The organism is Paramagnetospirillum magneticum AMB-1 (assembly GCF_000009985.1).
Taxonomy (GTDB): domain Bacteria; phylum Pseudomonadota; class Alphaproteobacteria; order Rhodospirillales; family Magnetospirillaceae; genus Phaeospirillum; species Phaeospirillum magneticum.
The window spans coordinates 1,783,125-1,807,163 of record NC_007626.1 but is presented as its reverse complement, the minus strand read 5'-3'; the positions used below and the strand labels follow the sequence as shown (position 1 = coordinate 1,807,163).

Here is a 24,039-nt window from a genome sequence, read left to right as displayed (position 1 = left end):
CAAGCAGCCCGGCAATGCCGCCAAGGGACTGGACCCCGCCCGGTGATCTGGTATTTTCCCTGACAGGCCGCAATCGCGGCGACGTTGTAGGGGCCTTCTGTCATGCATGATCCGTTGAACGCGTTCGCTCTGGGTGGTGACGTCTATCTGAACGGGGCCGAGACCGGCCCGCTGGCTGGCCTCACCTTCGCCGCCAAGGACGTCTTCGACGTCGCCGGCTATGTCACCGGGGCGGGCAATCCCGACTGGCGCCGCCTGGCCGAGCCGGCCAAGCACACCGCCTGGGCCATCGGCACCTTGCTGGAGTCCGGCGCCCGGCTGGTGGGCAAGACCCATACCGACGAGCTGACCCGCGGCATCTTCGGCGACAATTCCCATTACGGCACCCCCGACAACCCCCGCGCCCCCGGCCATGTGCCGGGCGGTTCCTCCAGCGGATCGGCGGCGGCCGTGGCCGGCGGCCTGTGCTCCATGGCGCTGGGCACCGACACCGCCGGATCGACCCGCGTGCCGGCCTCGTTCTGCGGCGTGTTCGGCCTGCGCCCCACGCTCGGCACCATCCCCATGGACGGCGTGCTGAGCCAGTCCAACACCTTCGACACCGTCGGCCTGCTGGCCGATGACCCCGAGATTCTCGCCAAGATGGGCGAGGCGCTGCTGCGCAAGAAGATCAAGGACACCCGCCCTGCCCAGGTGGTGGTGCTGGAAGACGCCCTGGAAGCCTCGGACCCGGCCGTCGCCGCCGCCATCGAGGCCGCCCTGCCCCGCATCAAGGAGGCCGTCGCCCCCATCGTGCGGGGCCGCAAGCTCTCGCCCGTGCCGCTGGCCGACTGGGTCGAGCACCAGAACGCCATCCAGGGCCGCGAGGCCTGGGAGACCTTCGGCGAGTGGATCAACAATTCCAATCCCCGTTTCGGCTTCGAGGTAGCGGACAACTTCCTGCGCGGCTCCAAGGTCTCGCAGCGCACCCTCTCGGCGGCCCGCGGCTTCCGCCTGCGCGCCAAGCGCTGGGTGCAGGAGGCGCTGGAGGGCAATGCCATGCTGGTGCTGCCCACCACGCCGGTGACCGCGCCGCCGGTGCATTCCCCCCGTTCGGTCATGTGGGAAATCCGCCACCGCATCGTCAGCCTGACCACCATCGCCGGCATGGCCGGCTGCCCGCAGATCAGCCTGCCGCTGTGCAAGGTCGACGGCCTGCCGGTGGGTCTGTCGCTGATCGGCCCGCGCGGCTCTGACGCCCTGCTGCTGGCGGCGGCGCAGCGGATCGGCAAGGCCTGAGCCCTTCGGGGCTCCCGCCCCCCGATCTGGGAAAGATGGCCCCGGTTGGAGGCGATGCCTCCAAACCTCTCTTTTATTTGCAAATATAAAGGGGGTCCGGGGCCTCGCCCCGGATGGGCTTGGGCGATAGCCCAATAATGTCCTAAAACCCCCGAATCCACCGCGGCCGCACGCCAGCGCCCTCGTCCAGGGCGGCGTCGATGCGGGCCAGCAGCTTGCCCTTGTCCTTGGGCAGATTGCCGGCAAGGGCCAGGGCATTGCTGGCATGGTTGGAGCGGAAGATCACCGGGGATGGCGGATCGAGGCGCTCCAGCAGGCGGCGCAGTTCCACCAGCACGCCACGGTCATCCTGCCACTGGAAATCCTCGCCGAAGCGCTCGAAGAAGCGGGGCGCCACATTGGTCTCCAGCCCCAGTTGCAGGGTGGAGAGATAAGTGGGCGGCGCCCGGTTGACCAGTTGGGCGGTGCCCTCCATGTGGTCCTCCCAGCCGCTTTTGCCGCCCAGGCCCAGGATCACCGTGGCCGAGACCTTGAGGCCGCAATCGCGGGCCTTGAGCAGCGCCCCCTCCATCTGCTTGGCCGAGCCCTTGGCGATGCGCTTCAACAGCGCGTCCGCCCCGGTCTCGATGCCAAGATAGACCAGCCCCAGGCGCTTGGACTTCAACAGGGCGATGTCCTCGGGGCTCTTGCCCAGGATATCGAAGGGGGTGGCATAGGCCGAGATGCGCTGCAACGCCGGAAAGCGCCGCGCCAGATGGTCGCAGATGGCCACCAGGGTCCCAGTGGGCAGGCAATAGGCGTCGCCATCGGCCAGGAACACCCGGTGGGCCTCGGGCCATTCCCGCGCCGCCGCGTCGATATCGGCGAAGACCTCGTCCAGGCCGCGCGCCCGGTAGGTCTTCTCCTTGTACATGGAGCAGAAGCTGCACTGGTTGTAGCGGCAGCCCAGCGTCGCCTGGATGATCAGGTTGTCGCCTTCGGACGGCGGCCGCCACAGGGGAAAATCATAGTCAAGCACGGCCGTTCTCCGCCCGCTTGTCGCGCAGGGTGACAAATTCCTCGGCCGCCGTGGGATGAATGCCCACGGTGGCGTCAAACTGGGCCTTGGTGGCGCCGCATTTCAGCGCCACGGCAAAGCCCTGGACGATTTCAGGGGCGTCGGCCCCCACCATGTGGACGCCCAGCACCCGGTCGGTGGCGCGGTCGACCACCAGCTTCATCATGCTGCGCTCCTCGCGCCCGGCCAGGATGTTGCGCATGGGCTTGAAGCGCGACAGATAGACGTCGACGGCGCCGTAGCGCTTGGTCGCCTCGGCCTCGGTGAGCCCCACGGTCCCCACCGGCGGCAAGGAGAACACCGCCGAGGGGATGTTCTCGTAATCCATGGGCGTCGTCTGGCCGGAAAAGGCGGTGCGAACGAAGGCCATGGCCTCGGCGATGGCCACGGGGGTGAGGTTCACCCGGTCGGTGACGTCGCCCACCGCCCAGATATTGCGCACCGAGGTCCGCGACAGGCCGTCCACCATGACGGCCCCCTTGGAATTGAGCACCACCCCGGCCTTTTCCAGGCCCAGCCCCTCGGTGTTGGGCACCCGGCCGGTGGCATACATCACCAGATCGGCGTCCAACGTCTGGCCGTCCGACAGTTCGACACCATAGCCATGGCCGTGCCGCCGGATGGCCCGCACCTGGGTGGTGGTGCGCAGGTCGACGCCCTTGCGGGTCATTTCCTCGGCCAGGGTGGCGCGGATATCGGCATCGAAACCGCGCAGCAGGGTATCGCCCCGCAGCACCAGGGTGACGGCCACGCCCAGGGCGTTGAAGATGCCGGCGAATTCCACGGCGATATAGCCGCCGCCGACGATCACCACCTTCTCCGGCAACTGCATCAGGTCCAGCGCCTCGTTGGAGGTAACCGCGTGCTCGATGCCCGGCACGTCGGGCAGGGCCGGACGCCCGCCGGTGGCCACCAGGATTGTCTCGGCGGTCAGCACCCGCAGGCCCACCTGCACCGTATGGGCGTCGAGCAGATGGCCCTTGCCCTCGACCACGGTCACGCCGGATTCCTTGAGCAGGCGCAGATAGACGCCTTCCAGCCGCTGAAGCTCGGCATTCTTGGCGACCACCAGGCGGGCCCAGTCGAAATCGGCGCCCTCCAGGCTCCAGCCGAAGCCCAGGGAATCCGTCAGGTCCTCGGCGAATTTGGCGCCGTAGACCAGCAGCTTCTTGGGCACGCAGCCGCGCATGACGCAGGTGCCGCCCACCCGGCTGCTTTCCACCACCGCCACCTTGCGCCCGGCCGCCGCCGCCATGCGGCTGGCCCGCACGCCGCCGGAACCGGCTCCCAGGGTGATCAGGTCGTAATCGTAGGCGGCCATGGGAAGTCCCCGGTTGCTGCAATGCGGTCGTCTCAATCAACTTGGCATGCCGGAACGGCCATGCCAAGGTGCCTGGAGAATAGTTGACCAGGACAACAATGACTGCAACCTCGGAGCACCCCCTCGTCCGCCGCCTGCCCTTCCACTACGCCTGGGCCATCGTCGCCGCCGGCTGCATCGGGCTGTTCGCCGCCCTGGGACTGGGGCGCTTCGCCCTGGGCATGCTGCTGCCGTCCATGGGTCAGTCGCTGGAGCTGTCGCGCAGCGAGATGGGCTGGATCTCCACCGGCAATTTCATCGGCTACATGGCCGCCGTGACCCTGGGCGGACGCATGGTCGCCCGCTGGGGGGCGCGCAACACCGTGGTGGCGGGTCTCGGCCTGGTGGCGCTATCCATGATGGCGGTATCGCGGGCCGAGGGATTTCTCCAGGTTCTGGCACTTTACGTGGTGACCGGATACGGCAGCGGCGCCGCCAACGTGCCGGTCATGGGGCTGATCGCCCACTGGTTCGGCCGAAGGGTGCGGGGCCGTGCCGCCGGTTTCGTGGTGATCGGCTCGGGCTTCGCCATCATGACCGCCGGCGTCCTGATTCCGGCCATCAATGCCGCCCATGGGGCTGAGGGCTGGCGCTTCGCCTGGCTGGTGATCGGCCTGATGGTGCTGGCCACCGCCCTGATCGATCTGCTGGTGCTGCGCAATCATCCGTCCGAGCTGGGCCTTGCGCCGGTCACCGGTGCGCCGGCCGCCGGGGCGGGCACGCCGGCTCCCATCTGTGCCGCCGCCCCGTCGCCCTCGGCCAAGCGCCGCATCCTGGCCCATCTGGGGGCGGTCTACGCCGCCTTCGGCTTCACCTATGTGATCTATGCGACCTTCATCGTCACCGCCCTGGTGCAGGAGCGCGGCTTTCCCGAATCCACCGCCGGCATGTTCTGGTCGTGGATCGGCTTTCTCTCCCTGGCGTCGGGACCGGTGTTCGGTAGCCTGTCGGACCGCATCGGACGCCGCGCCGGGCTGATGATCGTCTTCAGTTGTCAGGCCGCGGCCTATGTCCTGGTGGCGCTTCCCCTACCCGAGCCGTTCCTCTACGCCTCCATCGCCCTGTTTGGGCTGGTGGTCTGGGCGGTTCCATCCATCATGGCGGCGGCAGTGGGAGATTATCTGGGGCCGGAGCAGGCGGCCTCGTCCTTCGGCACCATCACCCTGATCTTCGCGCTGGGCCAGATCTGTGGACCGGCGGTGGCCGGCTGGATGGCCGATGCCTGGGGCAGCTTTTCCGGCGCCTTCGCCATGGCGGCGGCGGTGGCCGGTCTGGGCGTGGCCGGCGCGGCCTTCCTGCCCAATCCAAAGAGGCATTGAGCCCCGTCCGCCATCCGTCACCCCAAGGCGCGGCCTCAGGGTGACGGCCTGCGGTCCGCTCAGTCCCCGGCCAGTTCGCCCATGGCCGCCTGCAGGTAGTTGGGCAGGCCCATGGAGGCGATCAGGCCCTGCTGGTTTTCCAGCCAGTCGATGGCCTCTTCCGCCTCTTCCAGGATTTCCGCCAGTTCGTGCCGGGTGACGAAGTCCTGCTTCTCCTCGGCCAGGGCGATGCCGGCGACCAGGACGCCGCGCTCCTTCAGCATCATGGCCAGATCGTTGGCGATGATCTCGGGCACGTCCTCGCCGATATAGAGCTTGCCCAGGTCCTGCAGGTTGGGCAGGCCTTCGAGGAAGAGAATGCGCTCGATCACCTCGTCGGCGTGCTTCATCTCCTCGATGGACAGCTTGTAGATGGCCTTGCCCAGGTCCTTCAGCCCCCAGTTCTTCAGCATGCGGGCATGCAGGAAGAATTGGTTGATGGCGGTCAGCTGGACCTTGAGGACCTCGTTGAGCGCCTTGTTGATGGCCTTGTCGCCTTTCATGACGCGCCTCCGGTCAGGCTGCCCGCCGCCGATTGCAGGTAGTTCTGCAGGCCCAGGCGCTCGATCAGGCCCATCTGCTGCTCCAGCCAATGGGTGTGATCTTCCTCGGTGTCGGAGAGCAATTCGCGCAGAATGGCGCGAGTCTCGTAATCCTGCTCCTTCTCCACCAGGGCGATGGCGGCGCGCAGCTCGCCCACCACCATGATCTCGTAGGCCAGATCGTTCTTCAGCATCTCGGGCACATCCTTGCCGATGGACAGCTTGCCGCGCTTGCCCACGTCGGGGGTGCCTTCCAGGAACAAAATGCGCCGGATCAGCTTGTCGGCGTGCTCCAGCTCCTCCTCGCGCTCATGGGCGATGCGCTCGTACAGGCGGTTGAAGCCCCAGTTGGCCATCATCCGCGAATGGGCGAAGTACTGGTCGGCGGCGGTCAGTTCCGCCGTCAGCAACTTGTTGAGACAATCGATGACCTTCTTACTGCCCTGCATGGTCTGCCCTCCGGAAAATGTTGGGCCGATGATGGGGCGCGCCGATGGGTTCAGCAAGTTTTTTCGTTTAGTATCAATAAGAACGCCATACATCTAAGACTTATTCGCGGGCCTGATCCGCACCAGGATATCCACCCCCTCCACCTCATAGCCCGGCGGCGGCGGCGGCAGGTGGTCGAGATCGGGCTGGCGCCCGTCGATGTCGCTGAGGCGGCCGGTGGACAGGTCGAGGAAATGGTGATGCCCTGCCGGGCTGGTGCAGAACCAGGTCCGTTCGCCCAGGTCGACCCGCCGTACCAGCCCCGCCTTGGCGAACTGGTTGAGGATGTTGTAGGTGGTGGCCAGCGACAGCCGCAGCCCCACCTTGGCCGCCAGACGGTGCATCTCGTCGGCCGAGACGTTCTCCGCCCCCAGGCCGCGCAGCAATTCGACCATGCCCTGGCGCTGGCGGGTCGGCCGCAGCCCCGCGTCGCGGAGAATCAGTTCGGAAGAGGCACCGGACGAGATCATAGTCAACACTGCGATTGCGATTTACTCGCAACAAATAGCGTGGAAGCCCCTCTTCCGCAAGGGACTTTTCCGGCTCAGGCCTCGTCCTGCCAGCGCCGGGCGATGATGCCGGCGGCCACCAGCTGGATCAGGTGATAAAGGATGGTCGGTGCGATGATCAGCCCCAGGGCGGGCGAGGCGCCGAACATGATCTTGGCCATGGGCACGCCGGTGGCCAGCGACTTCTTGGTGCCGCAGAACACCCCGGCGATCAGGTCCTCGCGGTTGAAGCCCAGCGCCCGGCAGGTCAGCCGCAGCAGGATGAAGACGAAGGCGAACAGCACCGCCGCCCCGCCCACCGCCTGGGCGACGAAGCCGCCGCCATGCCCCGCCCACACGCCCTCGGCCACCGAATCCGAGAACGAGTTGAAGACGATCAGCAAGATGATGATGCGGTCCAGCGACTTCAGCCATTTGGTGTTGTGCTCGATCCAGCCCCGAACCCAGGGCCGCAGCACCTGGCCCAGGATGATGGGCAGCAGGACCAGCAGGACGATCTTGAGCAGCACCCGCCCCAGATCCAGCGACGCGCCGCTGGACGACAGGTACCAGTTGACCCACAGCGGGGTCAGCACCACGCCCAGCAGGCTGGACAAGGTGGCGTTGAAGATGGCTCCGGCCACGTTGCCCCGCGCGATGGAGGTCATGGCCACCGAGGACGAGATGGTCGACGGCAAGGCCGCCAGGAAGAAGAAGCCCAGCATCAGATCGGGGTCGATCTTTCCGCCAAAAGCCAGGGCCGCCCCCCAGGCCAGGACCGGGAACAGCCCGAAGGTGGAGATCTGGACCAGCAAATGCAGGCGCCAGTTCACCAGACCGGCCTTCATGCGCTCGGGCGGCAGGGTCAAGCCGTACAGCAGGAAGACCAGGGCGACGCCATAGCCGGTGATGGCGTCCATGGCGAGATAGCCGCCGCTCTTGCCGAAATCGGGCAACAGCCACGCCAGCCCCACCATGACGATCAGGCCCAGCAGGAAGCCGTCGATACCGACGCGGGCGAGAAGCTTGAACACGCGGAACCTCCAGGCGGCGGAACGGTGCCCCGGGTTATCCCAACCCCGCCCTCCAAGGCAAGGACTTCGAGATCATCGACTTTTGTCTCGGTCTCTGGCATGACGGAAGGCATGAAACCGCCAGTCTCCAGGCCGCGCATCCTCAATCCCGACGGGTCGAGCAACATCGCCCGCCTGGGCCTGGAAAAGCGTGGCTGGCTCGACGACCATTACCACCACTTGCTGACGGTCTCCTGGCCCGGGTTCTTCGCCGTCATCGCCGGCCTCTATCTGATGGCCAACGCCCTGTTCGCCCTGGCCTATCTGGCCTGCGGCGACGTCATCGAGAACGCCCGGCCGGGATCGTTCACCGATGCCTTCTTCTTCAGCGTCCAGACCATGGCCACCATCGGCTATGGCAAGCTGATCCCGATCGGACCGCTGGCCAACACCCAGGTCACCCTGGAGGCGCTGTGCGGCATGCTGGGGCTGGCGGTGGCCGCCAGCCTGATCTACGCCCGCTTCACCCGCCCCACCGCCGGGGTGCTGTTCAGTTCCTGCACGGTGGTCACCGAGTTCGAGGGCAAGCCCACCTTGATGATGCGGCTGGCCAATCTCAGGGTCGAACAGATCATCGAGGCCGACGTCCATCTGGTGCTGGTCCGCAGCGAAATCAGCCAGGAAGGCATGCTGTTCCGCCGGTTCCACGACCTGCAGCTGACCCGCTCGCACTCGCCGATCTTTTCGCTGTCGTGGACCATCATGCACCCCATCGACCACCACAGCCCGCTCTATGGCGAGACCGCCGAGACCCTGCGCCACAGCCATTCCGAACTGCTGGTGCTGTTCACCGGCCATCACGAGGCCTTTGCCCAGGATGTCCACGCCCGGCATGCCTATTCCTGCGACGAGATCATCTGGGGCGGCCGGTTCGTGGATGTCTTCACCACCCTGCCCGACGGCCGCCGCGCCCTGGACCTCACCAAGTTCCACGAGATCGCCCAGTGATCAGGATGATCCTGGCTGCGGTCATGCTGCTGCTGTGCCTGCCGGCCCGGGCCGAGGAGGTCGAAGGCAACCGCATCTTCATCGAGTTCTCCTACGACCCCAGCACGCCGGAACTGGAGGCCGCCCAGAAATGGGGCCGCGCCCACTACGCCAAGGCCAAGGCGGCGAGCCGCCCCGTCCGCCTCAGCGTCGGACGCTCACGCGGAACCACCCTGATCAGCCTGGAATCCGTGGCCATCTGCGATCGGGTCAAGGCCTGCCCGCTGCTGGTGTTCCGCGACCTGACGGCGCGCCCCATCCTGGAAACCAGCTCGTTCCAGAACGTGCTGATCGAATACCGCGACAAGGAGATCTTCCTGGTCATCCGCCTGTGGGAGGAAACCACCGAATGCCGGATCACCGGCATGGGGCGGGCCAAGTGCAGGAAGGTGCCGAAGAAGGCGGGGCTTTAATCCATCGAAGAAACTGGAGGTTCGGAGGCTGCGCCTCCGAACGGGTCTGGGCGGGTGCCCAGCTGCGAAGCGGGGTTTTCCGCAGCCTTCTAGCGCCGCTTGTCGAACACCACGACCTCGCCGTCGCGGCCCATGTTCAGCATGATGCGGGCACGTTCTTCCAGCATATCGGGGTCCAGGTGATCGGGGCGCAGAAGCTGCACCCGGTGTTCCATCTCGGTGCGTTCCGACGCCACCCGGGACAGATGCATCTCGGCCTCCAAAATCTCGGCCTGCAGACGGAAATAGGCCAGCACGCCACGATCACCTTCCACGGTGTGATAGGTGAAGTAGGCCACGGCACCAAGCCCGATCATCGGCCCGACGACGCGACGGCAGCGGCTGAGAAGTTCCTGCAACATGCAGCGGATGGAATCACACGCGGATTCACGGCGTCAACACATGCATTCACACAGTGTTCACTTTTCCACCCGCCGAGTCGACAGTGTTGCAGAAATGACTCACTTTCCGTGGGTTACGTGAAGTCCTTCACATCCGACCGCAGGAAGCGAGATCAAAAAAACCGCTCCGCCGCCCGACCGGTTCTCCACCCGGATGGAGCCCCCCATGTCCCGGATGATGCCGTAGGACAGCGACAGTCCCAGCCCCAACCCCTCGCCCACGTCCTTGGTGGTGAAGAAGGGTTCGAACACCCGGTCGGCCACGTCGGAGGTCAGTCCGGGACCGCTGTCGGCGACGGTGATCACCACGTCTTCGCCCACCGCCATGGCGTCCACCTGGATGCGCCGCGCCGGACTTTGCGCCACGGCGTCCACGGCATTGGCCAGCAGGTTGACGAAAACCTGATCCAGCCGGCCGGGGTCGCCGGCCACCATTAGTCCCTGGGGCGGCGCCCAGACCAGGTCCACGTCGGCCTGACGCAGCCGGACCGCCAGCAGCGCCACGGCGCGGCTGACCGAGGCGGCGGGGTCCATGACCTGGGAGGCCACCGGACTCTTGCGGGCGAAGACCCTCAGATGGCGGATGATGTCGGCCATGCGGCGGCACAGGTCGTCGATCATGGTCAGGTTGGCGCCGGCCGTCTCGGCATCGCCGCGCTCGACAAAGATGCGGGAACTGGCCACGAAGGTCTGGATGGCCGCCAGGGGCTGATTGAGTTCGTGGGCGATGGCCGTGGACATCTGCCCCAGGGCCGCCATCTTGCCGGCATGGATCAGTTCGTCCTGGGTCTCGCGCAGATGGCGCTCGGTGCGCTGGCGCTCGACGATTTCGGCGCTCAGCGCCTCGGTGCGCTGGGCCACCAGCCGTTCCAGGGTTTCCTTGGCGTCCAGCTTGGCCTTCAGCACCAGACGCCGCTGGCGCAGATAGAGCAGCAGCAAGATGAAGGCGACCCAGCCCAGCCCGGCCAGGGCGGCGGTGGAGCGCACATTGCTTTCCATGACCTCCCAGTCGGCGAGGTAGTGGATCGCCCACCCCTCCTCGTCCAGGGCCTGAGATTGGGCCACGAAGGCGGACTCGCCCACCTGTTCCAGCCGGGCGGTCTCGCCCAGTTGCAGCAGCGCCTGCCGCTCCAGCGGCCGCAGCGGCACCGCGCCATAGCGCTGGGTCGCGTCGAGCTTGCGGCGCAACTCCGTCGTCACCGGGCCGTCGACGGCATATTTCCAGAGCGGGCGGCTGGTCAGGATCACCATGCCGTCCTCATCGGTGACCATCACCGCGCCGTCGCCACCGCCCCAATCCTCTTCCAGGGTTTCCAGGTCGATCTTGACCACCACCGAGCCGATGATCTCGCCCGAGGCCGTCCGCACCGCCGAGGCGAGAAAATAGCCGGGCAGCTTGGTGGTCACCCCGATGCCGAAAAACCGGCCGGTTCCGGTGGTCATCACCTGGGTGAAATAGGGGCGGAAGCTGTAGTCATTGCCCACATAGGAGGTCTCGGTGCGCCAGTTGCTGGCCGCCACCGTCACGCCGCGCCTGTCCATGACGTAAAGCGAGGCCGAGCGGGCGCCGGCATTGATGGTCTCCAGCTTGGCGCTCAGGGCGGCGGCCTGGGACGGATGCCCACCCAGCACCTCGATCACCTCGCGGTCCAGCGCCATGGTGGCTGGCAGATAGGAAAAGCGGTCCAGCGCCGCTCGGATGGTCGAGGCGTAAAGGCCCAGACGCTGCTGCCCCATGACCAGGGCGCCGTCCAGGGCTTCAATCCTGGCCCGCTGGTACACCCAGGCCACCACCAGCCCGCCCAGCAACGCCGCCAGCAGCAGCAGCGGGGCGACAGGGTGGCTGGGACGCGCGGAGGGTGGAGCGGCGGGCCGGGTCATGCCCTCAAGGCAAACACGGCAGCCCCACCCCCGGCAATTTGATTTTCATCCCGGCTGCGGTATGGTCCTGACATGAGCGCCGGTCAGATTCTGTTCGTCGACGACGAAGAACCCATGCGGATCGCCGTCAAGCAATGGCTTGGACTGGCGGGATTCGACGTGACCGTCCTGGCCCGGCCCGAAGGGGCGTTGGGCCGGCTGTCCCGGGACTTTCCCGGCATCCTGGTCAGCGACGTGCGCATGCCGGGCCTGGACGGCATCGGGCTTCTGAAGGCGGCCCAGGCCCAGGACCCCGATCTGCCGGTAATCCTGGTCACCGGCCACGGCGATATTCCGCTGGCGGTGGAAGCCATGCGCGAAGGCGCCTACGACTTCATCGAAAAGCCCTTCGCCCCCGAGCGTTTGGCCCAGGCGGTGGGCCGCGCCTGCGAGAAGCGGCGGCTGGTGCTGGAAAATCGCCGCCTGCGCGCCCTGGGGGCCGGCGACGACATGGCGCGGCGCCTGATCGGCCCGTCCCAGGCCATGGAGAACGTCCGCGCCCAGGTCCGAGAACTGGCGCCGCTGCCGCTCAACGTGGTGATCTTCGGCGATACCGGCTGCGGCAAGGAACTGGTGGCCCGCTGCCTGCACGATTGCGGCCCCCGCGCCGCCCGGCCCTTCGTGGCGGTCAACTGCGCCGCCATCCCCGAAACCATGTTCGAAAGCGAGTTCTTCGGCCACGAGGCCGGGGCCTTCACCGGCGCCGCCCAGCGCCGGGCCGGCAAGGTCGAGCACGCCCATGGCGGCACCTTGTTCCTGGACGAGGTGGAAAGCATGCCGCTGGCGCTTCAGGCCAAGCTGCTGCGCGTGCTGCAGGAACGCTGCATCGAACCCCTGGGCGGCAACCGCACCATTCCCGTCGACCTGCGGGTGATCACCGCCGCCAAGGCCGATCTGCTGGCCGAAGTCCGCGCCGGCCGCTTCCGCGAGGATCTGTATTACCGCCTGCATGTGGCGGAAATCCGCTTGCCCCCCCTGGCCGAGCGCCGCGAGGACATCGTCGCCCTGTTCGAGAGCTTCGCCGCCCTGGCCGCCAATGCCCACGGCCGCACGCCCCCGACCCTGACCGAAGGCAATGTGCAGGCCCTGCTGGCCCATGACTGGCCGGGCAATGTGCGGGAATTGCGCAACGAGGCGGAACGCTTCGCCCTGGGCCTGGGGCTGCGGGCGGCGGCGCCGGTCGCGGCGGAAGCCCAGGGGGATGGATTGCAGGCCAGCGTCGCCCTGTTCGAGCGCCAGCGCATCGAGGCGGCCTTCATTCAGGCCCAGGGGGATGTCGCCGAGGTCATGCGCCTGCTGGACCTGCCGCGCCGGACGCTCAACGAGAAGATGGCCAAGTACGGCATCGACCGCCGTCGCTTCCTGGGCTGAAAAGGCTCGCCGGTCGCCTGTGACCGGCGAGCCCCTCCCTCATTTGGTATTAACGGTCAGCGACTTGCACGTGGCGTAGGAATTGGTCGACTTCGAGCAGCCGGCCGCATCGTTGAACGGCTTGCACGAGGTGACGGCCGTCTTGGACGGGCAGGCCTGGTTGACGTTGGCCTTGCAGAAGGCCTTGGCCGCCTCCTCGCAATTGCAATGGCCTTCCGAGGTGAAGTCGTAGTCCAGGCGGGCCTGGATGCAGACATCTTCCACGCGGCAGGTGCCGTTGTTCTCGGCGCACCAGATGGTCTTGCACTGGGCCAGGGCCGCCTCGGGCGAGGTGCCCGGACTGGCGGCAAGGGTCTGCAGCACGCAGGCCGCCTGCAGGTCCAGCACTTCATCCTGCACCAGTTGGTCGTCGGTATAGGCGGCGGTCGAGGTGGCGGTGGCGGCGGGAGTGGCGGGCGCCTCCGCCTTGGCCGCCTTGGCGTCGCCGGGGCAGCGCTGATAGGTAGTCACGTCCGGGTGGTTGGTGGCCACCCACGGAATGGCCGGCTTGCCCGTGCGGATCAGGGTTCCCACCGTGCCGGGACGCGGCGTGGTGGAGGAGCCGATCATGGTCGCCCACACCTTGAGGGCATCGGACCCCGCCACCTGGAGGGGAACGGTGGTGGCGCCGGTGCGGCCCGCCGGATAGACCAGCAGGTCAAGCAGCGCCTGATCGTAATTGGGCGGAGTCGCCGACGAGAAATACTGGGTGGTGTTGGCGATATAGGTGCTCTGGCCCGAGCCGGGAGCGGCGATGGGATGGACGTCGACGATGGTCTCGTAGAGAAGCGGATCGACGATGCCGACCCGGCTCAGCACCTGGGTCCAGCGGGCCATGGTGAAATTGCTGAGATAGTCGGCGCTGCACAGGGCGTCGCTGGGCGGATAGTTGAGCAGCATCACCGCCTTCTGGTTCACCATCGGCAGACCCAGCGGCAGATAGAAGGCCCAGGGCGAAACTCCCGGCGAGGGATCCCAGCAGCCGGTCGCCCCCTTGCACTTCTGCGCCCCGGTCCAGCCCAGCCCGGCATGGGCGGAATCCATGAAGGCCGGCAGCATCTTCACGTAGCCCGCCGCCTGCTTCAAAGCGGTCGAATCGCTGCTGCTCAGCGTCACCAGCGCCTTGCCGTTCGTCACCACCACGTCATCCACCTGGGCGGCGATGCCGTCACGCTGCAGCGAGGTGGCGGTGAACTGCCGGATGGACTGCTCCAGGGTCTGGGGAAAGTAGTTCTTGCTGGTGTAGTAGCTCGGCATCGAGCTGTCCTGACCATTGGGATAAAAATGGATCAGGTTGGGATTATCCAGGATGATTTTCACCGAGTCGGCCTGGGCCGCCCCGGGCGCCATGGCCAGCAACGCGGTCGCCACGACCGCCCCCATTAAGAACCGCATGCGCACCCTCCATCGGCTGATGTCTAGACTCGCGGCCGCATTCCGGCCGCGTCGAAGCGTCATGGCAAATTCGGGACAACCGGCCCCCGGGACATTTCCCAATGGACGGCATGCATTTCCCCACGACATGCTCTTGGTAGCATAGACTCGCTTTTCAGTTTCCGGAAGTCGCGGTAATTGACGATTTTAGTTTCCATCGGTTGTGGACCGTATCGGCGGAATTCCGCCGATACCCCAGGAGCGCATCGGCGAAGAACCGCCGAACACCCCGCACCCCGATAAATTTTATCGTTGATTTTCAACGAGATACACCAAGGGCGCCATTTGGCCCGCCCCTTGCGTTTGCCCTCCGCAAAATCGCCCGCGCCCTGCGGGCCAATGTGGGAGGACCGAACGTTGAGTCACATGGATACGACCATAGCCCCGGCCCCAGTCACTCCGGTGACCGGCAGCCACGACATGGAGAGCAAAGACACCAAGGGCAAGATCCTGATGGTGTTCAAGGGCTCGGTGGGCAATCTGGTGGAATACTACGACTGGTACGTCTACTCCGCCTTCTCGCTGTATTTCTCCAAGTACTTCTTTCCCGGCGACGACCCCACCGTGCAGCTGCTCAACACCTCGGCCATCTTCGCCCTGGGCTTCTTCATGCGTCCGCTGGGCGGCTGGCTGCTGGGCACCCATGCCGACCGCAAGGGGCGCAAGGCGGCCCTGCTGGTCTCGGTCAGCATGATGTGCGCCGGATCGCTGATCATCGCCGTGATGCCCGGCTACAACAGCATCGGCGTGGCGGCGCCCATCGCGCTGATCCTTGCCCGCCTGCTGCAAGGCCTCAGCCTGGGCGGCGAATACGGCTCGGCCGCCACCTATCTGTCGGAAATCGCCACCAAGGACCGGCGCGGCTTTTATTCCAGCTTCCAGTACGTGACCCTGATCATGGGACAATTGCTGGCGCTGGGCGTGCTGATGGCGCTGCAGCGGGTGTTTCTCACCACCGCCGAGCTGGAAGCCTGGGGCTGGCGCATTCCCTTCGTCATCGGCGGGCTGTGCGCCATCGTCGCCATCTACCTGCGGAGCTCCATGGAAGAGACCGAGTCCTTCGAGCACCACAAGGGCGACCGGGTGGGTGAAAGCCGCATCCGCGCCCTGATGCGCCACCCGCGCGAGGTGCTGACGGTGATCGGCCTGACCATGGGCGGCACGGTGGCCTTCTACACCTTCACCACCTACATGCAGAAATATCTGGTCAACACCGCCGGTTTCTCCAAAAGCGACGCCACCATGATTTCGGCGGCGGCCACCTTCGTCTACATGCTGATGCATCCCCTGGTCGGCCACATTTCCGACAAGGTGGGCCGGCGCGCCGTGCTAATCGCCTTCGGCGTGATGAGCACGCTGTGCACCGTGCCGATCCTCACCGCCCTGGGCCAGACCCATGATTCCGTCACCGCCTTCTTCCTGGTGCTGTCGGGACTGACCATCGTCTCGGGCTATTCCGCCATCAACGCCGTGGTCAAGGCCGAGCTGTTCCCGGTGCAGATCCGCGCCCTGGGCGTCGGCCTGCCCTTCGCCATCGGTGTGTCGCTGTTCGGCGGCACCGCCGAGTACATCGCCCTGTGGTTCAAGAGCATGGGCAACGAGACCTGGTTCTACTGGTACGTGACCGGCTGCTGCCTGTGCGGATTGCTGCTGTTCGTCGGCATGAAGGACACCAAGAAGACCTCGCTGATCGACCAGGACTGACCCTCCTGTCCCCCGGCGGCTCCAGCCCGGAGCCGCCGGTTTTTTCATTTTCCAAGGACAGCATCATGACCGGACCCTTGTCGCATCTTCGCGTTCTCGATCTCAGCCGGGTTCTGGCCGGTCCCTGGGCGGGCCAGTTGCTGGCCGACATGGGGGCCGAGGTCATCAAGGTGGAGCGTCCGGGCGAGGGTGACGACACCCGCGGCTGGGGGCCGCCCTTCTTGAAGGACGGCCAGGGCGGCGACACCGGCGAGGCCGCCTATTTCCTGTCGGCCAACCGGGGCAAGCGCTCGGTGACCATCGACTTCACTCAAGCCCAGGGCCAGGAACTGGTGCGGCGTCTGGCCGCCAGATCCGACGTGGTGCTGGAGAATTTCAAGGTGGGCGGCCTGGCCAAATACGGCCTGGACTATGCCAGCCTGAAGGCGGTCAAGCCCGACCTGGTCTATTGCTCCATCACCGGCTTCGGCCAGGACGGACCCTATGCCCAGCGGGCCGGCTACGACTTCCTGATCCAGGGCATGGGCGGGCTGATGAGCCTGACCGGCGAGCCCGGCGGCCAGCCCATGAAGGTGGGCGTGGCGCTGACCGACATCTTCACCGGCATGTATGCCGGCTTCGCCATCCTCGCCGCCCTGGCCAAGCGCGACCGCACGGGCGAGGGCAGCCAGATCGACCTCGCCCTGCTGGATGTGCAGGTGGCGGTGCTGGCCAATCAGGCCACCAATTATCTGGTGGGCGGCGCCACGCCGAAGCGGCTGGGCAACGCCCATCCCAACATCGTGCCCTATCAGGCCTTCGCCACCGCCGACGGCCATATCATCCTGGCGGTGGGCAATGACGGCCAGTTCCGCCGCTTCTGCCACACCGCCGGGCGGCCCGAACTGGGCGCCGATCCCCGCTTCGCCACCAATGTGGAGCGGGTAAGGAACCGCGCCGAGCTGGTCCCCCTCCTCGAAGCCCTGCTGACGTCGCGCCCCTCCGCCCGATGGATCGCCGAACTGGAGGAGGCCGGGGTGCCCTGCGGCCCCATCAACGATCTGGCCAACGTGTTCGCCGATCCCCAGGTGATCCATCGCGGCCTCAGGACCCGCCTGGACCACCCCCTGGCCGGCGGCATCGATCTGGTGGCCAACCCCATCCGCTTCGACGGCGCCCAGGCCCTGTCCGACCGCGCCCCGCCCCTGCTGGGCGCCGACACCGCCGAGGTGCTGGGCGGATGGCTGGGGATGGGGGCGGACGAGATGGAACGGTTGAGGGAGAACGGGGTGGTGTGAGGCCACCCCTCGGTTTTCCACATATAGACATAACCCAATGGTATGCGCTCTCATGGTGCTGTAATCGCCGCCAAGGGAGGGATGGCATGGCCGCACCCCATGTTCGCCTGATGGACGTTTCGGCAGCCGGCTTCACCCCGCGGAGGGCTGGTCGGGGGCCGGACCGGACTCCACGCCAAACCCTGTCCGAATTCGAACGTGCCCAGGTGTGCAGAATCGCCGCCGAGGGTGCCGCCCTGGCCGCCGATGTGGTTCGGTGGCACAGCGACAGTAAGGACGCCTTCCACGGCGACCTGGAACTGCACCTCTCTCACGGCCTGGGAGTGGCCGCGCTGGGAGCGCTGGTCATGGAAATTTTGGCGTGGACACGGCTGCTGGAGCCTCCGGATGTCCCTCCGACCACTCTGCGCACCGCCCGAGAGGTCATCGAATCCCAAGATCCGACCGTGGACCCGTCGGTGCTGGATTACCACGCCCGCGCCATGCTGCAGCAGGCCCTGACCATCAAGGCTAAGGCGCGCCAGGTATCTCGGCTCTGGTAGTCTCGGCCGGCGAGACCGCATCCATCTTGCGGCAGACGGCGCCGACATCGCAGATGGCTTGCTGGCCGTTCGACACCACCATCAGCCTCCCCTCGCAATAAGCGATCTGGGCACGCGCCGCCGCCAGCCGGGCGGAAAGGTCGGAGCGCCGCCGCTCGTCATCGGCCGCCGATAGATCCCGCATCAGCGATATTGCCAGATGGCGAGCCCTCTCCAGCCCCTTGCAGGGGGGCCCATATCCCGGATCACCCATGCCGCGCCTCCATGACTTTCATCATATGCCAATGTAATGAAGTCCCAGCCGCCAGACAATCACGGAAGATTGCCGGATGGCGGAAACTTGCTTTCCATTGATGCATAAACTCTTTTCACCACCCCCATCTCCAGCACTCCACCGAGGCATGGGCGGATTCGGAGGCAAGGTCCGCTTTGCCTTGGTTACGGTGTTCACCCTACCCTCACCACCCCACCCGTTGGAGTTGGCACGGCATTTGCGGTGACTGCGACGCACAACCGAGAAAAAGAAGATTCGGGAGGCCTTGGGGAGACTGAGCGGCAGGGGCATGACCCCCAGGCCCGCGCATGGCTCCGCGATCACCCCTCCCGGACTTTCGACAGCCCGACGCGCCAGCCAAGGTGGGGGACAATGTACGACGATACCGAAATTTCCCGCGAGATCGCGAACCGGTTCAATCTTGAACGCCGCGACTTCCTGAAGTTCTGCGCCGCCATGGCCGCGACCATGGGCCTGCCCAAAGGGGCGGAGGCCGAGATCGCCCAGGCCATCACCGCCAAGGAGCGCCCCAGCGTGATCTGGCTGCACTTCCAGGAGTGTACCGGCTGCACCGAATCCATGCTCCGCGCCGAGCATCCGACCATCGAGAAGCTGATCCTGGAGATCATCTCCCTCGATTATCACGAGACGCTGTTCGCCGCCGCCGGCCATCAGGTCGAGGCCGCCCGCGAAGCCGCCATGAAGAAGAACTGGGGCAAGTACGTCCTGGTCATCGAAGGCGCCATCCCGGTCAAGGACGGCGGCATCTACTGCAAGGTGGGCGGCAAGACCGCGCTGCAGCTGACCAAGGAATGCGCCGAGGGCGCGGCGGCCGTGATCGCCATCGGCTCCTGCGCCTCGTGGGGCGGCATGCCGTCCACGCCGCCGAACCCCACGGGCTCGACCGGCGTGCCGGAGATCCTGGCGCCCAAGCCGGTGGTGACCATCCCCGGCTGCCCGCCCAACCCCTATAACTTCCTGTCCACCGTGGTCCACTTCCTGACCTTCGGCAGCCTGCCGGCGGTGGACGACAAGGGCCGCCCGAAATTCGCCTATTCCCGTCTCATCCACGAGAATTGCGAGCGCCGCGCCCATTTCGACGCCGGCCGCTTCGCGCTGGAATTCGGCGACGAGGGCCATCGCAAGGGCTATTGCCTGTACAAGCTGGGCTGCAAGGGTCCCGAGACCTACGCCAATTGCCCGGCCATCCTGTTCAACGACGTGGGTTCGGGCTCGTGGCCGGTGGGCACCGGGCATCCCTGCATCGGCTGCACGGAAAAGGGCATCGGCTTCCACAAGCCCATCCACGCCCTGGCCGAGTTGCAGAACCAGCGTCCGCCCGTGGGCTATCCCCGCGTGGTCGAGGAGCAGGGCGTCGGAGCCTCCATCGGCGCCATCGCCACGGTGGCGGCGGTCGGTGGCCTGGCCATCGGTGCCGGCGCCAAGCTGGTGGGCAATCTGGGCAAGAGTGAAAACGGCCAGGATTCCGGGAAACAGGGGTAATCCGCCATGACCATCACCAGACGCAATTTCCTGGCGACGGCGGCGGCGGGCGGAACGGCGGCAGCGGCCGCCTGCGCCACCCTGGCCCCCGCCGGCGCCGAGGCGCGGGAAAGCCATAAGGTTCCCGACAACGCCGTCGGCCTGCTCTACGACGCGACGCTGTGCATCGGCTGCAAGGCCTGCATGTCGGCGTGCAAGGAGGCCAACGACCTGCCGCTGGAAGACACCATCGGCGAAAAGCTGTGGGACACGCCCCTCGAACTGTCGGGCAAGACCTACAACGTCATCAAGGTCTACCAGTCGGGCACCATGGAGAACAAGGACAAGGCCGAGAACGGCTTTGCCCATATCAAGCGCTCGTGCCTGCACTGCGCCGACCCGTCCTGCGTGTCCGCCTGCCCGGTTTCGGCCATGCAGAAGCGGGCCACCGACGGCGTCGTCACCTACAACAAGGACGCCTGCATCGGCTGCCGCTATTGCGTCGCCGCCTGCCCCTTCGGCGTGCCCCAGTTCCAGTACGACACGCCCAAGCCGGAAATCGCCAAGTGCCAACTGTGCAAGCACAGGATGGAACAGGGCAAGTATGCCGCCTGCGCGGAAAGCTGCCCCACCGGCGCCACCATTTTCGGCTCCTACGCCGCGCTGTCGGCCGAGATCGACCGCCGCCGCGCCATGAAGCCGGGTGAGCCCAACCTGTTCCCCCGCCGCACCCCCGAATCGGGCGACATGCACGAAAAGGCCGCGCCGGAATACGTGGACTATGTCTACGGCCAGAAGGACGCGGGCGGCACCCAGGTGCGCTACCTGTCCGGGGTGGCCTTCGACAAGCTGGCCCTGCCCATGGGCCTGCCGGAACGGGCCTATGCCGCCGATTCCGAGACCCTGCAGCACACCCTGTATGGCGGGATGATCCTGCCGGTGGTGGCGCTGGCCGGTCTGGTCACCGCCGCCTGGCGGGGCTCCAAGGACCACCACGACGACGATGAGTTCGACATGTTCGACCATCCGGAAGGGGGGCACAAGTAATGGTCAATCACCCCATCCCCAGCCAGGTGATCAGTCGCCTGAAAAAGGGTAAGGCCAGCCCCACCGCCATCGGCGGCTCGCTGGTCACCCCCTTCACCATCGTGCTGGCCGTGCTGATCGGCATCAGCCTGTTCTTCATGGCCCAGCGCTTCATCTACGGCCTGGGTGCCGTCACCAACATCAACAATGGCTACCCCTGGGGTATCTGGGTGGTGTGGGACGTGGTCATCGCCACGGGCTTCGCCTGTGGCGGCTATGCCATGGCCCTGGTGTGCTACATCCTGAACCGGGGCGAGTACCACCATCTGGTCCGCCCGGCGCTGACCGCCTCGCTGTTCGGCTATTCCCTGGGCGGCGCCTCGGTGCTGATCGACCTCGGCCGCTACTGGAACTTCTGGCACATCCTGTGGCCGGGCTATGCCCAGCCCGGTTCGGTGATGTTCGAAGTGGCCGCCTGCATCAGCTGCTACATCCTGGTGCTGTGGATCGAGTTCTCGCCGGCCTTCCTCGAGCATTTCGGCTTCAAGAACCTCAAGGCCAAGCTGAACAAGGTCATGTTCTTCTTCATCGGCCTGGGCGTGCTGCTGCCCACCATGCACCAATCCTCGCTGGGATCGCTGCTGGTGGTGTTCGGCTACCAGATCCACCCGCTGTGGCAGACTCCGCTGCTGCCGCTCCTGTTCCTGCTGACCGCGGTGTGCATGGGCTTTGCCATCGTCATCGTCGAGGCGACCTGGGCGGCGGTGGGCTTCAAGCGCGACATCCATGACGAGCTTCCCATGCTGTCCAAGATCGGCAAGATCATCATGGGCATCCTGGTGGCTTATCTGGTCATCCGCCTGGGCGACCTGGTGGTCAGAGGCGCCATCTTCAAGGTGTTCACCTCCGGCGTGAAGAGCGTGATGTTCCTCATCGAGATGGCGGTGTTCATCTATCCGATCGTGGTTCTGTCGTCTCCCGCCAACCGCAAGCGGCTGTCCAAGCTGCTGGCGGCGGCCATGAGCATGCTGACCGGCGCGATCTTGTACCGCATCGACGCCTTTCTGGTGGCCTACGATACCGGCCCCGGCTGGCATTACTTCCCCAGCGTGCCCGAGATGATGGTCACCATCGGCGTGATCGCCATCGAAGTGCTCGCCTATATCATTTTCGTCCGGAAATTCCCCATTCTTCCCGGCCACTCGACCCCTGCGGCCGCCGAGTAAGGAGACCTGAGCAGTGTCCAAGAGAATCACCATCGATCCCATCACCCGGATTGAAGGCCATCTGCGCATCGACGTCGAGGTCGACGGCGGCAAGGTCACCAAGGCTTGGTCGTCGGGCCAGATGTGGCGCGGCGTCGAGCTGATCCTGCTGGGCCGCGACCCGCGCGACGCCTGGGCCATCACCCAGCGCATCTGTGGCGTGTGCACCACCGTGCACGCCATGACCTCGGTCCGCGCCGTCGAGAACGCCCTCAATCTGGAAGTGCCGGTGAACGCCCAGTTCATCCGCAACATGATCATCTCGGCCCACGCCATCCATGATCACATCGTGCACTTCTACCACCTGTCGGCGCTCGACTGGGTGGACGTGGTCAGCGCGCTGAAGGCCGATCCGGTCAAGACCGCCCAGCTGGCGGAAAGCCTGTCCGACTGGCCGCTGAACGGCCGCCACGTCATGACCCAGACCCTGGAAAAGCTGAAGACCTTCGTCGGCAGCGGCCAGCTGGGTCCGTTCACCAACGGCTATTGGGGCCATCCGGCCATGAAGCTGTCGCCGGAAGTCAACCTGCTGGCGGTGGCCCACTATCTCCAGGCGCTGGACGCCCAGCGTCACGCCAACAAGATCGTGACCCTGCTGGGCTCCAAGTCGCCGCACATCCAGAACGTGGCGGTGGGCGGCGTGTCCAACCCCATCGCCACCGACAGCCAGTCGGTGCTGACGGTCGAGCGTCTGCTGGCCTTGAAGCCGCACATGGACGCGCTGACCGACTTCATCAACAAGGTCTATCTGGTGGACATCGCCGCCATCGGCGCCTTCTACGCCGAATGGACCAAGTACGGCGCCGGCGTCACCAACTACCTGTCGTGCCCCGACTTCCCCATGGACAGCAAGGGCACCCAGTTCCTGGTTCCCGGCGGCTACATCCCCAACGCCGATCTGGCCCAGTACAAGCCCATCACCGCCTTCGGCGACGCTTACCTGCGCGACGGCGTCGAGGAAGGGGTCAAGCACGCCTGGTACGAATATTCCAAGCCCGGCCCGCTGCACCCCTACAAGGGCGAGACCAAGCCCGCCTACACGGACTTCCAGGATGACGGCAAGTATTCCTGGCTGAAGGCGCCGACCTTCTACGGCAAGCGCGCCCAGGTGGGTCCGTTGGCCAGCGTCCTGGCGGGCGTCGCCGCCGGCCACCAGCCGACCATCGGCTACGCCACCAAGGTGCTGGACACCGCCTCGTCGCTGCTGGGCTCCAAGATCCCGCTGGCGGCGCTGCACTCCACCATCGGCCGCCATGCCGCCCGCGCCGTGCGCTCGGGCGTGATGGCCGAGGTCATGGTGCAGAACTGGCAGGCCCTGATCGACAATATCGGCAAGGGCGACACCAAGACCTTCAACAAGCCCACCTTCCCCAAGGGCGAGGTCATGGGCTACGGCTTCCACGAGGCTCCGCGCGGCCTGCTGTCCCACTGGACGGTGATCCGCGACGGCAAGATCGCCAACTACCAGTGCGTGGTGCCCTCCACCTGGAACGCCGGTCCCCGTGACGACAGCGACAATATCGGCCCCTACGAGGCCTCGCTGATGGACAACCCCATCGCCGATGCCGAACTGCCGCTGGAAGTGCTGCGCACCGTCCACTCCTTCGACCCCTGCCTGGCCTGTGCCGTGCACGTGGTCGAGGACAACAAGGAAGTGGTGCAGGTCAAGGCTCTGTAAGTGTAAAATCCCCCTCCCGTCACCCGGCGGGAGGGGGTCTTTTTGTCTCGAGGAAGCCCATGCGCATCGTTGTTCTCGGCGTCGGCAACATCCTGCTCTCGGACGAGGGAATCGGCGTTCACGCCGTCACCCGGCTGGAAGAGCTTTACGATCTCCCCGCGGAGGTCGAAGTCATCGACGGCGGCACCTCGGGCATGGATTGCCTGGATCAGGTGTCCGAGGCCGATCACCTGATCATCGCCGACTGCATGCGCTCGAAGAAGGAGCCGGGGACCATCACCCGGTTGACCGGCGACCAGATTCCCGCCTTCTTCAAGACCCGCATCTCGCCCCATCAGGTCGGCCTGTCCGACATGCTGGGCGCTTTGAATTTCCATGGCCTGATGCCCAAGAACATCGTGCTGTTCGGGGTCGAGCCCCTGTCCTTCGACCTGTCCATGGAGCCCACGCCCACCGTGGCCGCCCGCCTGCCTGAGCTGGTGGAGCGGATCGTCGGTGAACTGGCCGCCATCGGCGTCGCAGTCGGCCGGAAGGCCGCCTGA

23 protein-coding genes are annotated in these 24,039 nt (G+C 66.1%); 13 read left to right on the top strand and 10 right to left on the bottom strand.

The features are described 5' to 3' along the window. Positions 1-102: 102 nt before the first annotated feature. Positions 103-1,278 carry an amidase gene (locus AMB_RS08440; RefSeq protein WP_011384077.1) on the top strand — a complete coding sequence of 392 codons (1,176 nt, stop codon included), beginning with the start codon at positions 103-105 and terminating at the stop codon, positions 1,276-1,278. 142 nt (positions 1,279-1,420) lie between these two features. On the opposite strand, the gene AMB_RS08435 is transcribed toward AMB_RS08440, so the two are convergent. Together AMB_RS08435 and gor are read right to left on the bottom strand one after the other, a co-directional pair. Next, entirely contained in the window at positions 1,421-2,296 is an 876-nt protein-coding gene (locus tag AMB_RS08435) for a radical SAM protein (RefSeq protein ID WP_011384076.1), read from the bottom strand. Further along, positions 2,289-3,656 (bottom strand): glutathione-disulfide reductase, encoded by a 1,368-nt coding sequence (gor, locus tag AMB_RS08430; RefSeq protein ID WP_011384075.1) that lies wholly within the window; start codon positions 3,654-3,656, stop codon positions 2,289-2,291. Before gor ends, AMB_RS08435 begins: the two co-directional genes overlap by 8 nt. Before the next feature lie 98 nt (positions 3,657-3,754). On the opposite strand from gor, the gene AMB_RS08425 reads away from it, so the two are divergent. Further along, the gene (locus AMB_RS08425; RefSeq protein WP_043743899.1) at positions 3,755-5,014 is read left to right on the top strand and encodes an MFS transporter; all 1,260 of its coding nucleotides are present in this window, start codon (positions 3,755-3,757) and stop codon (positions 5,012-5,014) included. Between the two features lie 59 nt (positions 5,015-5,073). On the opposite strand, the gene bfr (AMB_RS08420) is transcribed toward AMB_RS08425, so the two are convergent. The 4 genes from bfr (AMB_RS08420) to AMB_RS08405 all read right to left on the bottom strand — a co-directional run bounded on the left by bfr (AMB_RS08420) (position 5,074) and on the right by AMB_RS08405 (position 7,606). Beyond that, on the bottom strand, positions 5,074-5,556 hold the full coding sequence (gene bfr, locus AMB_RS08420) for a bacterioferritin (protein ID WP_011384073.1): 483 nt from the start codon (positions 5,554-5,556) through the stop codon (positions 5,074-5,076). After that, on the bottom strand, positions 5,553-6,044 hold the full coding sequence (gene bfr, locus AMB_RS08415; RefSeq protein WP_043743896.1) for a bacterioferritin: 492 nt from the start codon (positions 6,042-6,044) through the stop codon (positions 5,553-5,555). The genes bfr (AMB_RS08420) and bfr (AMB_RS08415) overlap by 4 nt, the downstream gene beginning before the upstream one ends. A 93-nt stretch (positions 6,045-6,137) precedes the next feature. Then, a complete protein-coding gene (locus AMB_RS08410) occupies positions 6,138-6,554 on the bottom strand; it encodes a Fur family transcriptional regulator (protein ID WP_011384071.1) in 417 nt (138 codons plus the stop codon). A 74-nt stretch (positions 6,555-6,628) separates the two neighbouring features. Then, positions 6,629-7,606: a bile acid:sodium symporter family protein gene (locus AMB_RS08405; protein WP_011384070.1), complete on the bottom strand. Its 978-nt coding sequence runs from the start codon at positions 7,604-7,606 to the stop codon at positions 6,629-6,631. Positions 7,607-7,717: 111 nt separating this feature from the next. Here AMB_RS08405 and AMB_RS08400 point away from each other — a divergent pair, with 111 nt between their 5' ends. Together AMB_RS08400 and AMB_RS08395 are read left to right on the top strand one after the other, a co-directional pair. Next, entirely contained in the window at positions 7,718-8,593 is an 876-nt protein-coding gene (locus AMB_RS08400; protein ID WP_043743892.1) for an ion channel, read from the top strand. A gap of 5 nt (positions 8,594-8,598) precedes the next feature. Next, a complete protein-coding gene (locus AMB_RS08395; protein WP_043746344.1) occupies positions 8,599-9,045 on the top strand; it encodes a hypothetical protein in 447 nt (148 codons plus the stop codon). 89 nt (positions 9,046-9,134) lie between these two features. Here the strand turns inward: AMB_RS08395 and AMB_RS08390 are convergent, their stop codons facing one another. Continuing rightward, positions 9,135-9,446 carry an FtsB family cell division protein gene (locus AMB_RS08390; protein WP_231849027.1) on the bottom strand — a complete coding sequence of 104 codons (312 nt, stop codon included), beginning with the start codon at positions 9,444-9,446 and terminating at the stop codon, positions 9,135-9,137. Positions 9,447-9,545: 99 nt separating this feature from the next. Then, complete coding sequence (locus AMB_RS08385; protein ID WP_050750668.1) at positions 9,546-11,366, bottom strand: sensor histidine kinase; 1,821 nt, start codon at positions 11,364-11,366, stop codon at positions 9,546-9,548. A gap of 72 nt (positions 11,367-11,438) precedes the next feature. On the opposite strand from AMB_RS08385, the gene AMB_RS08380 reads away from it, so the two are divergent. Then, a complete protein-coding gene (locus tag AMB_RS08380; RefSeq protein WP_011384065.1) occupies positions 11,439-12,776 on the top strand; it encodes a sigma-54-dependent transcriptional regulator in 1,338 nt (445 codons plus the stop codon). A 39-nt stretch (positions 12,777-12,815) separates the two neighbouring features. Here AMB_RS08380 and AMB_RS08375 read toward each other — a convergent pair whose 3' ends face one another. After that, a complete protein-coding gene (locus tag AMB_RS08375; protein WP_148207352.1) occupies positions 12,816-14,186 on the bottom strand; it encodes a hypothetical protein in 1,371 nt (456 codons plus the stop codon). Positions 14,187-14,669: 483 nt separating this feature from the next. Between AMB_RS08375 and AMB_RS08370 the strand changes: the two genes are divergently transcribed. The 3 genes from AMB_RS08370 (at position 14,670) to AMB_RS08360 (ending at position 17,772) form a co-directional block, all read left to right on the top strand. Then, on the top strand, positions 14,670-15,953 hold the full coding sequence (locus tag AMB_RS08370; protein ID WP_050750804.1) for an MFS transporter: 1,284 nt from the start codon (positions 14,670-14,672) through the stop codon (positions 15,951-15,953). 65 nt (positions 15,954-16,018) lie between these two features. Further along, positions 16,019-17,230, top strand: a complete 1,212-nt coding sequence (locus tag AMB_RS08365; RefSeq protein WP_011383259.1) for a CaiB/BaiF CoA transferase family protein — start codon at positions 16,019-16,021, stop codon at positions 17,228-17,230. Between the two features lie 86 nt (positions 17,231-17,316). After that, positions 17,317-17,772 carry a hypothetical protein gene (locus AMB_RS08360; protein WP_148207351.1) on the top strand — a complete coding sequence of 152 codons (456 nt, stop codon included), beginning with the start codon at positions 17,317-17,319 and terminating at the stop codon, positions 17,770-17,772. Here the strand turns inward: AMB_RS08360 and AMB_RS08355 are convergent. Further along, the gene (locus tag AMB_RS08355; RefSeq protein WP_011384060.1) at positions 17,741-18,025 is read right to left on the bottom strand and encodes a hypothetical protein; all 285 of its coding nucleotides are present in this window, start codon (positions 18,023-18,025) and stop codon (positions 17,741-17,743) included. The two genes, AMB_RS08360 and AMB_RS08355, sit on opposite strands and share 32 nt — an antisense overlap. Positions 18,026-18,418: 393 nt before the next feature. Between AMB_RS08355 and AMB_RS08350 the strand changes: the two genes are divergently transcribed. Genes AMB_RS08350 through AMB_RS08330 form a run of 5 tightly spaced genes read left to right on the top strand, consistent with a single transcriptional unit; the run spans position 18,419 to position 24,039 of the window. Further along, complete coding sequence (locus AMB_RS08350) at positions 18,419-19,549, top strand: hydrogenase small subunit (RefSeq protein WP_011384059.1); 1,131 nt, start codon at positions 18,419-18,421, stop codon at positions 19,547-19,549. 6 nt (positions 19,550-19,555) lie between these two features. Continuing rightward, entirely contained in the window at positions 19,556-20,575 is a 1,020-nt protein-coding gene (gene hybA / locus AMB_RS08345) for a hydrogenase 2 operon protein HybA (protein WP_011384058.1), read from the top strand. Beyond that, a complete protein-coding gene (gene hybB, locus AMB_RS08340) occupies positions 20,575-21,780 on the top strand; it encodes a Ni/Fe-hydrogenase cytochrome b subunit (RefSeq protein WP_011384057.1) in 1,206 nt (401 codons plus the stop codon). Before hybA ends, hybB begins: the two co-directional genes overlap by 1 nt. A 13-nt stretch (positions 21,781-21,793) precedes the next feature. Next, the gene (locus AMB_RS08335) at positions 21,794-23,497 is read left to right on the top strand and encodes a nickel-dependent hydrogenase large subunit (RefSeq protein WP_011384056.1); all 1,704 of its coding nucleotides are present in this window, start codon (positions 21,794-21,796) and stop codon (positions 23,495-23,497) included. Positions 23,498-23,556: 59 nt separating this feature from the next. Continuing rightward, positions 23,557-24,039: a HyaD/HybD family hydrogenase maturation endopeptidase gene (locus tag AMB_RS08330; protein ID WP_011384055.1), complete on the top strand. Its 483-nt coding sequence runs from the start codon at positions 23,557-23,559 to the stop codon at positions 24,037-24,039.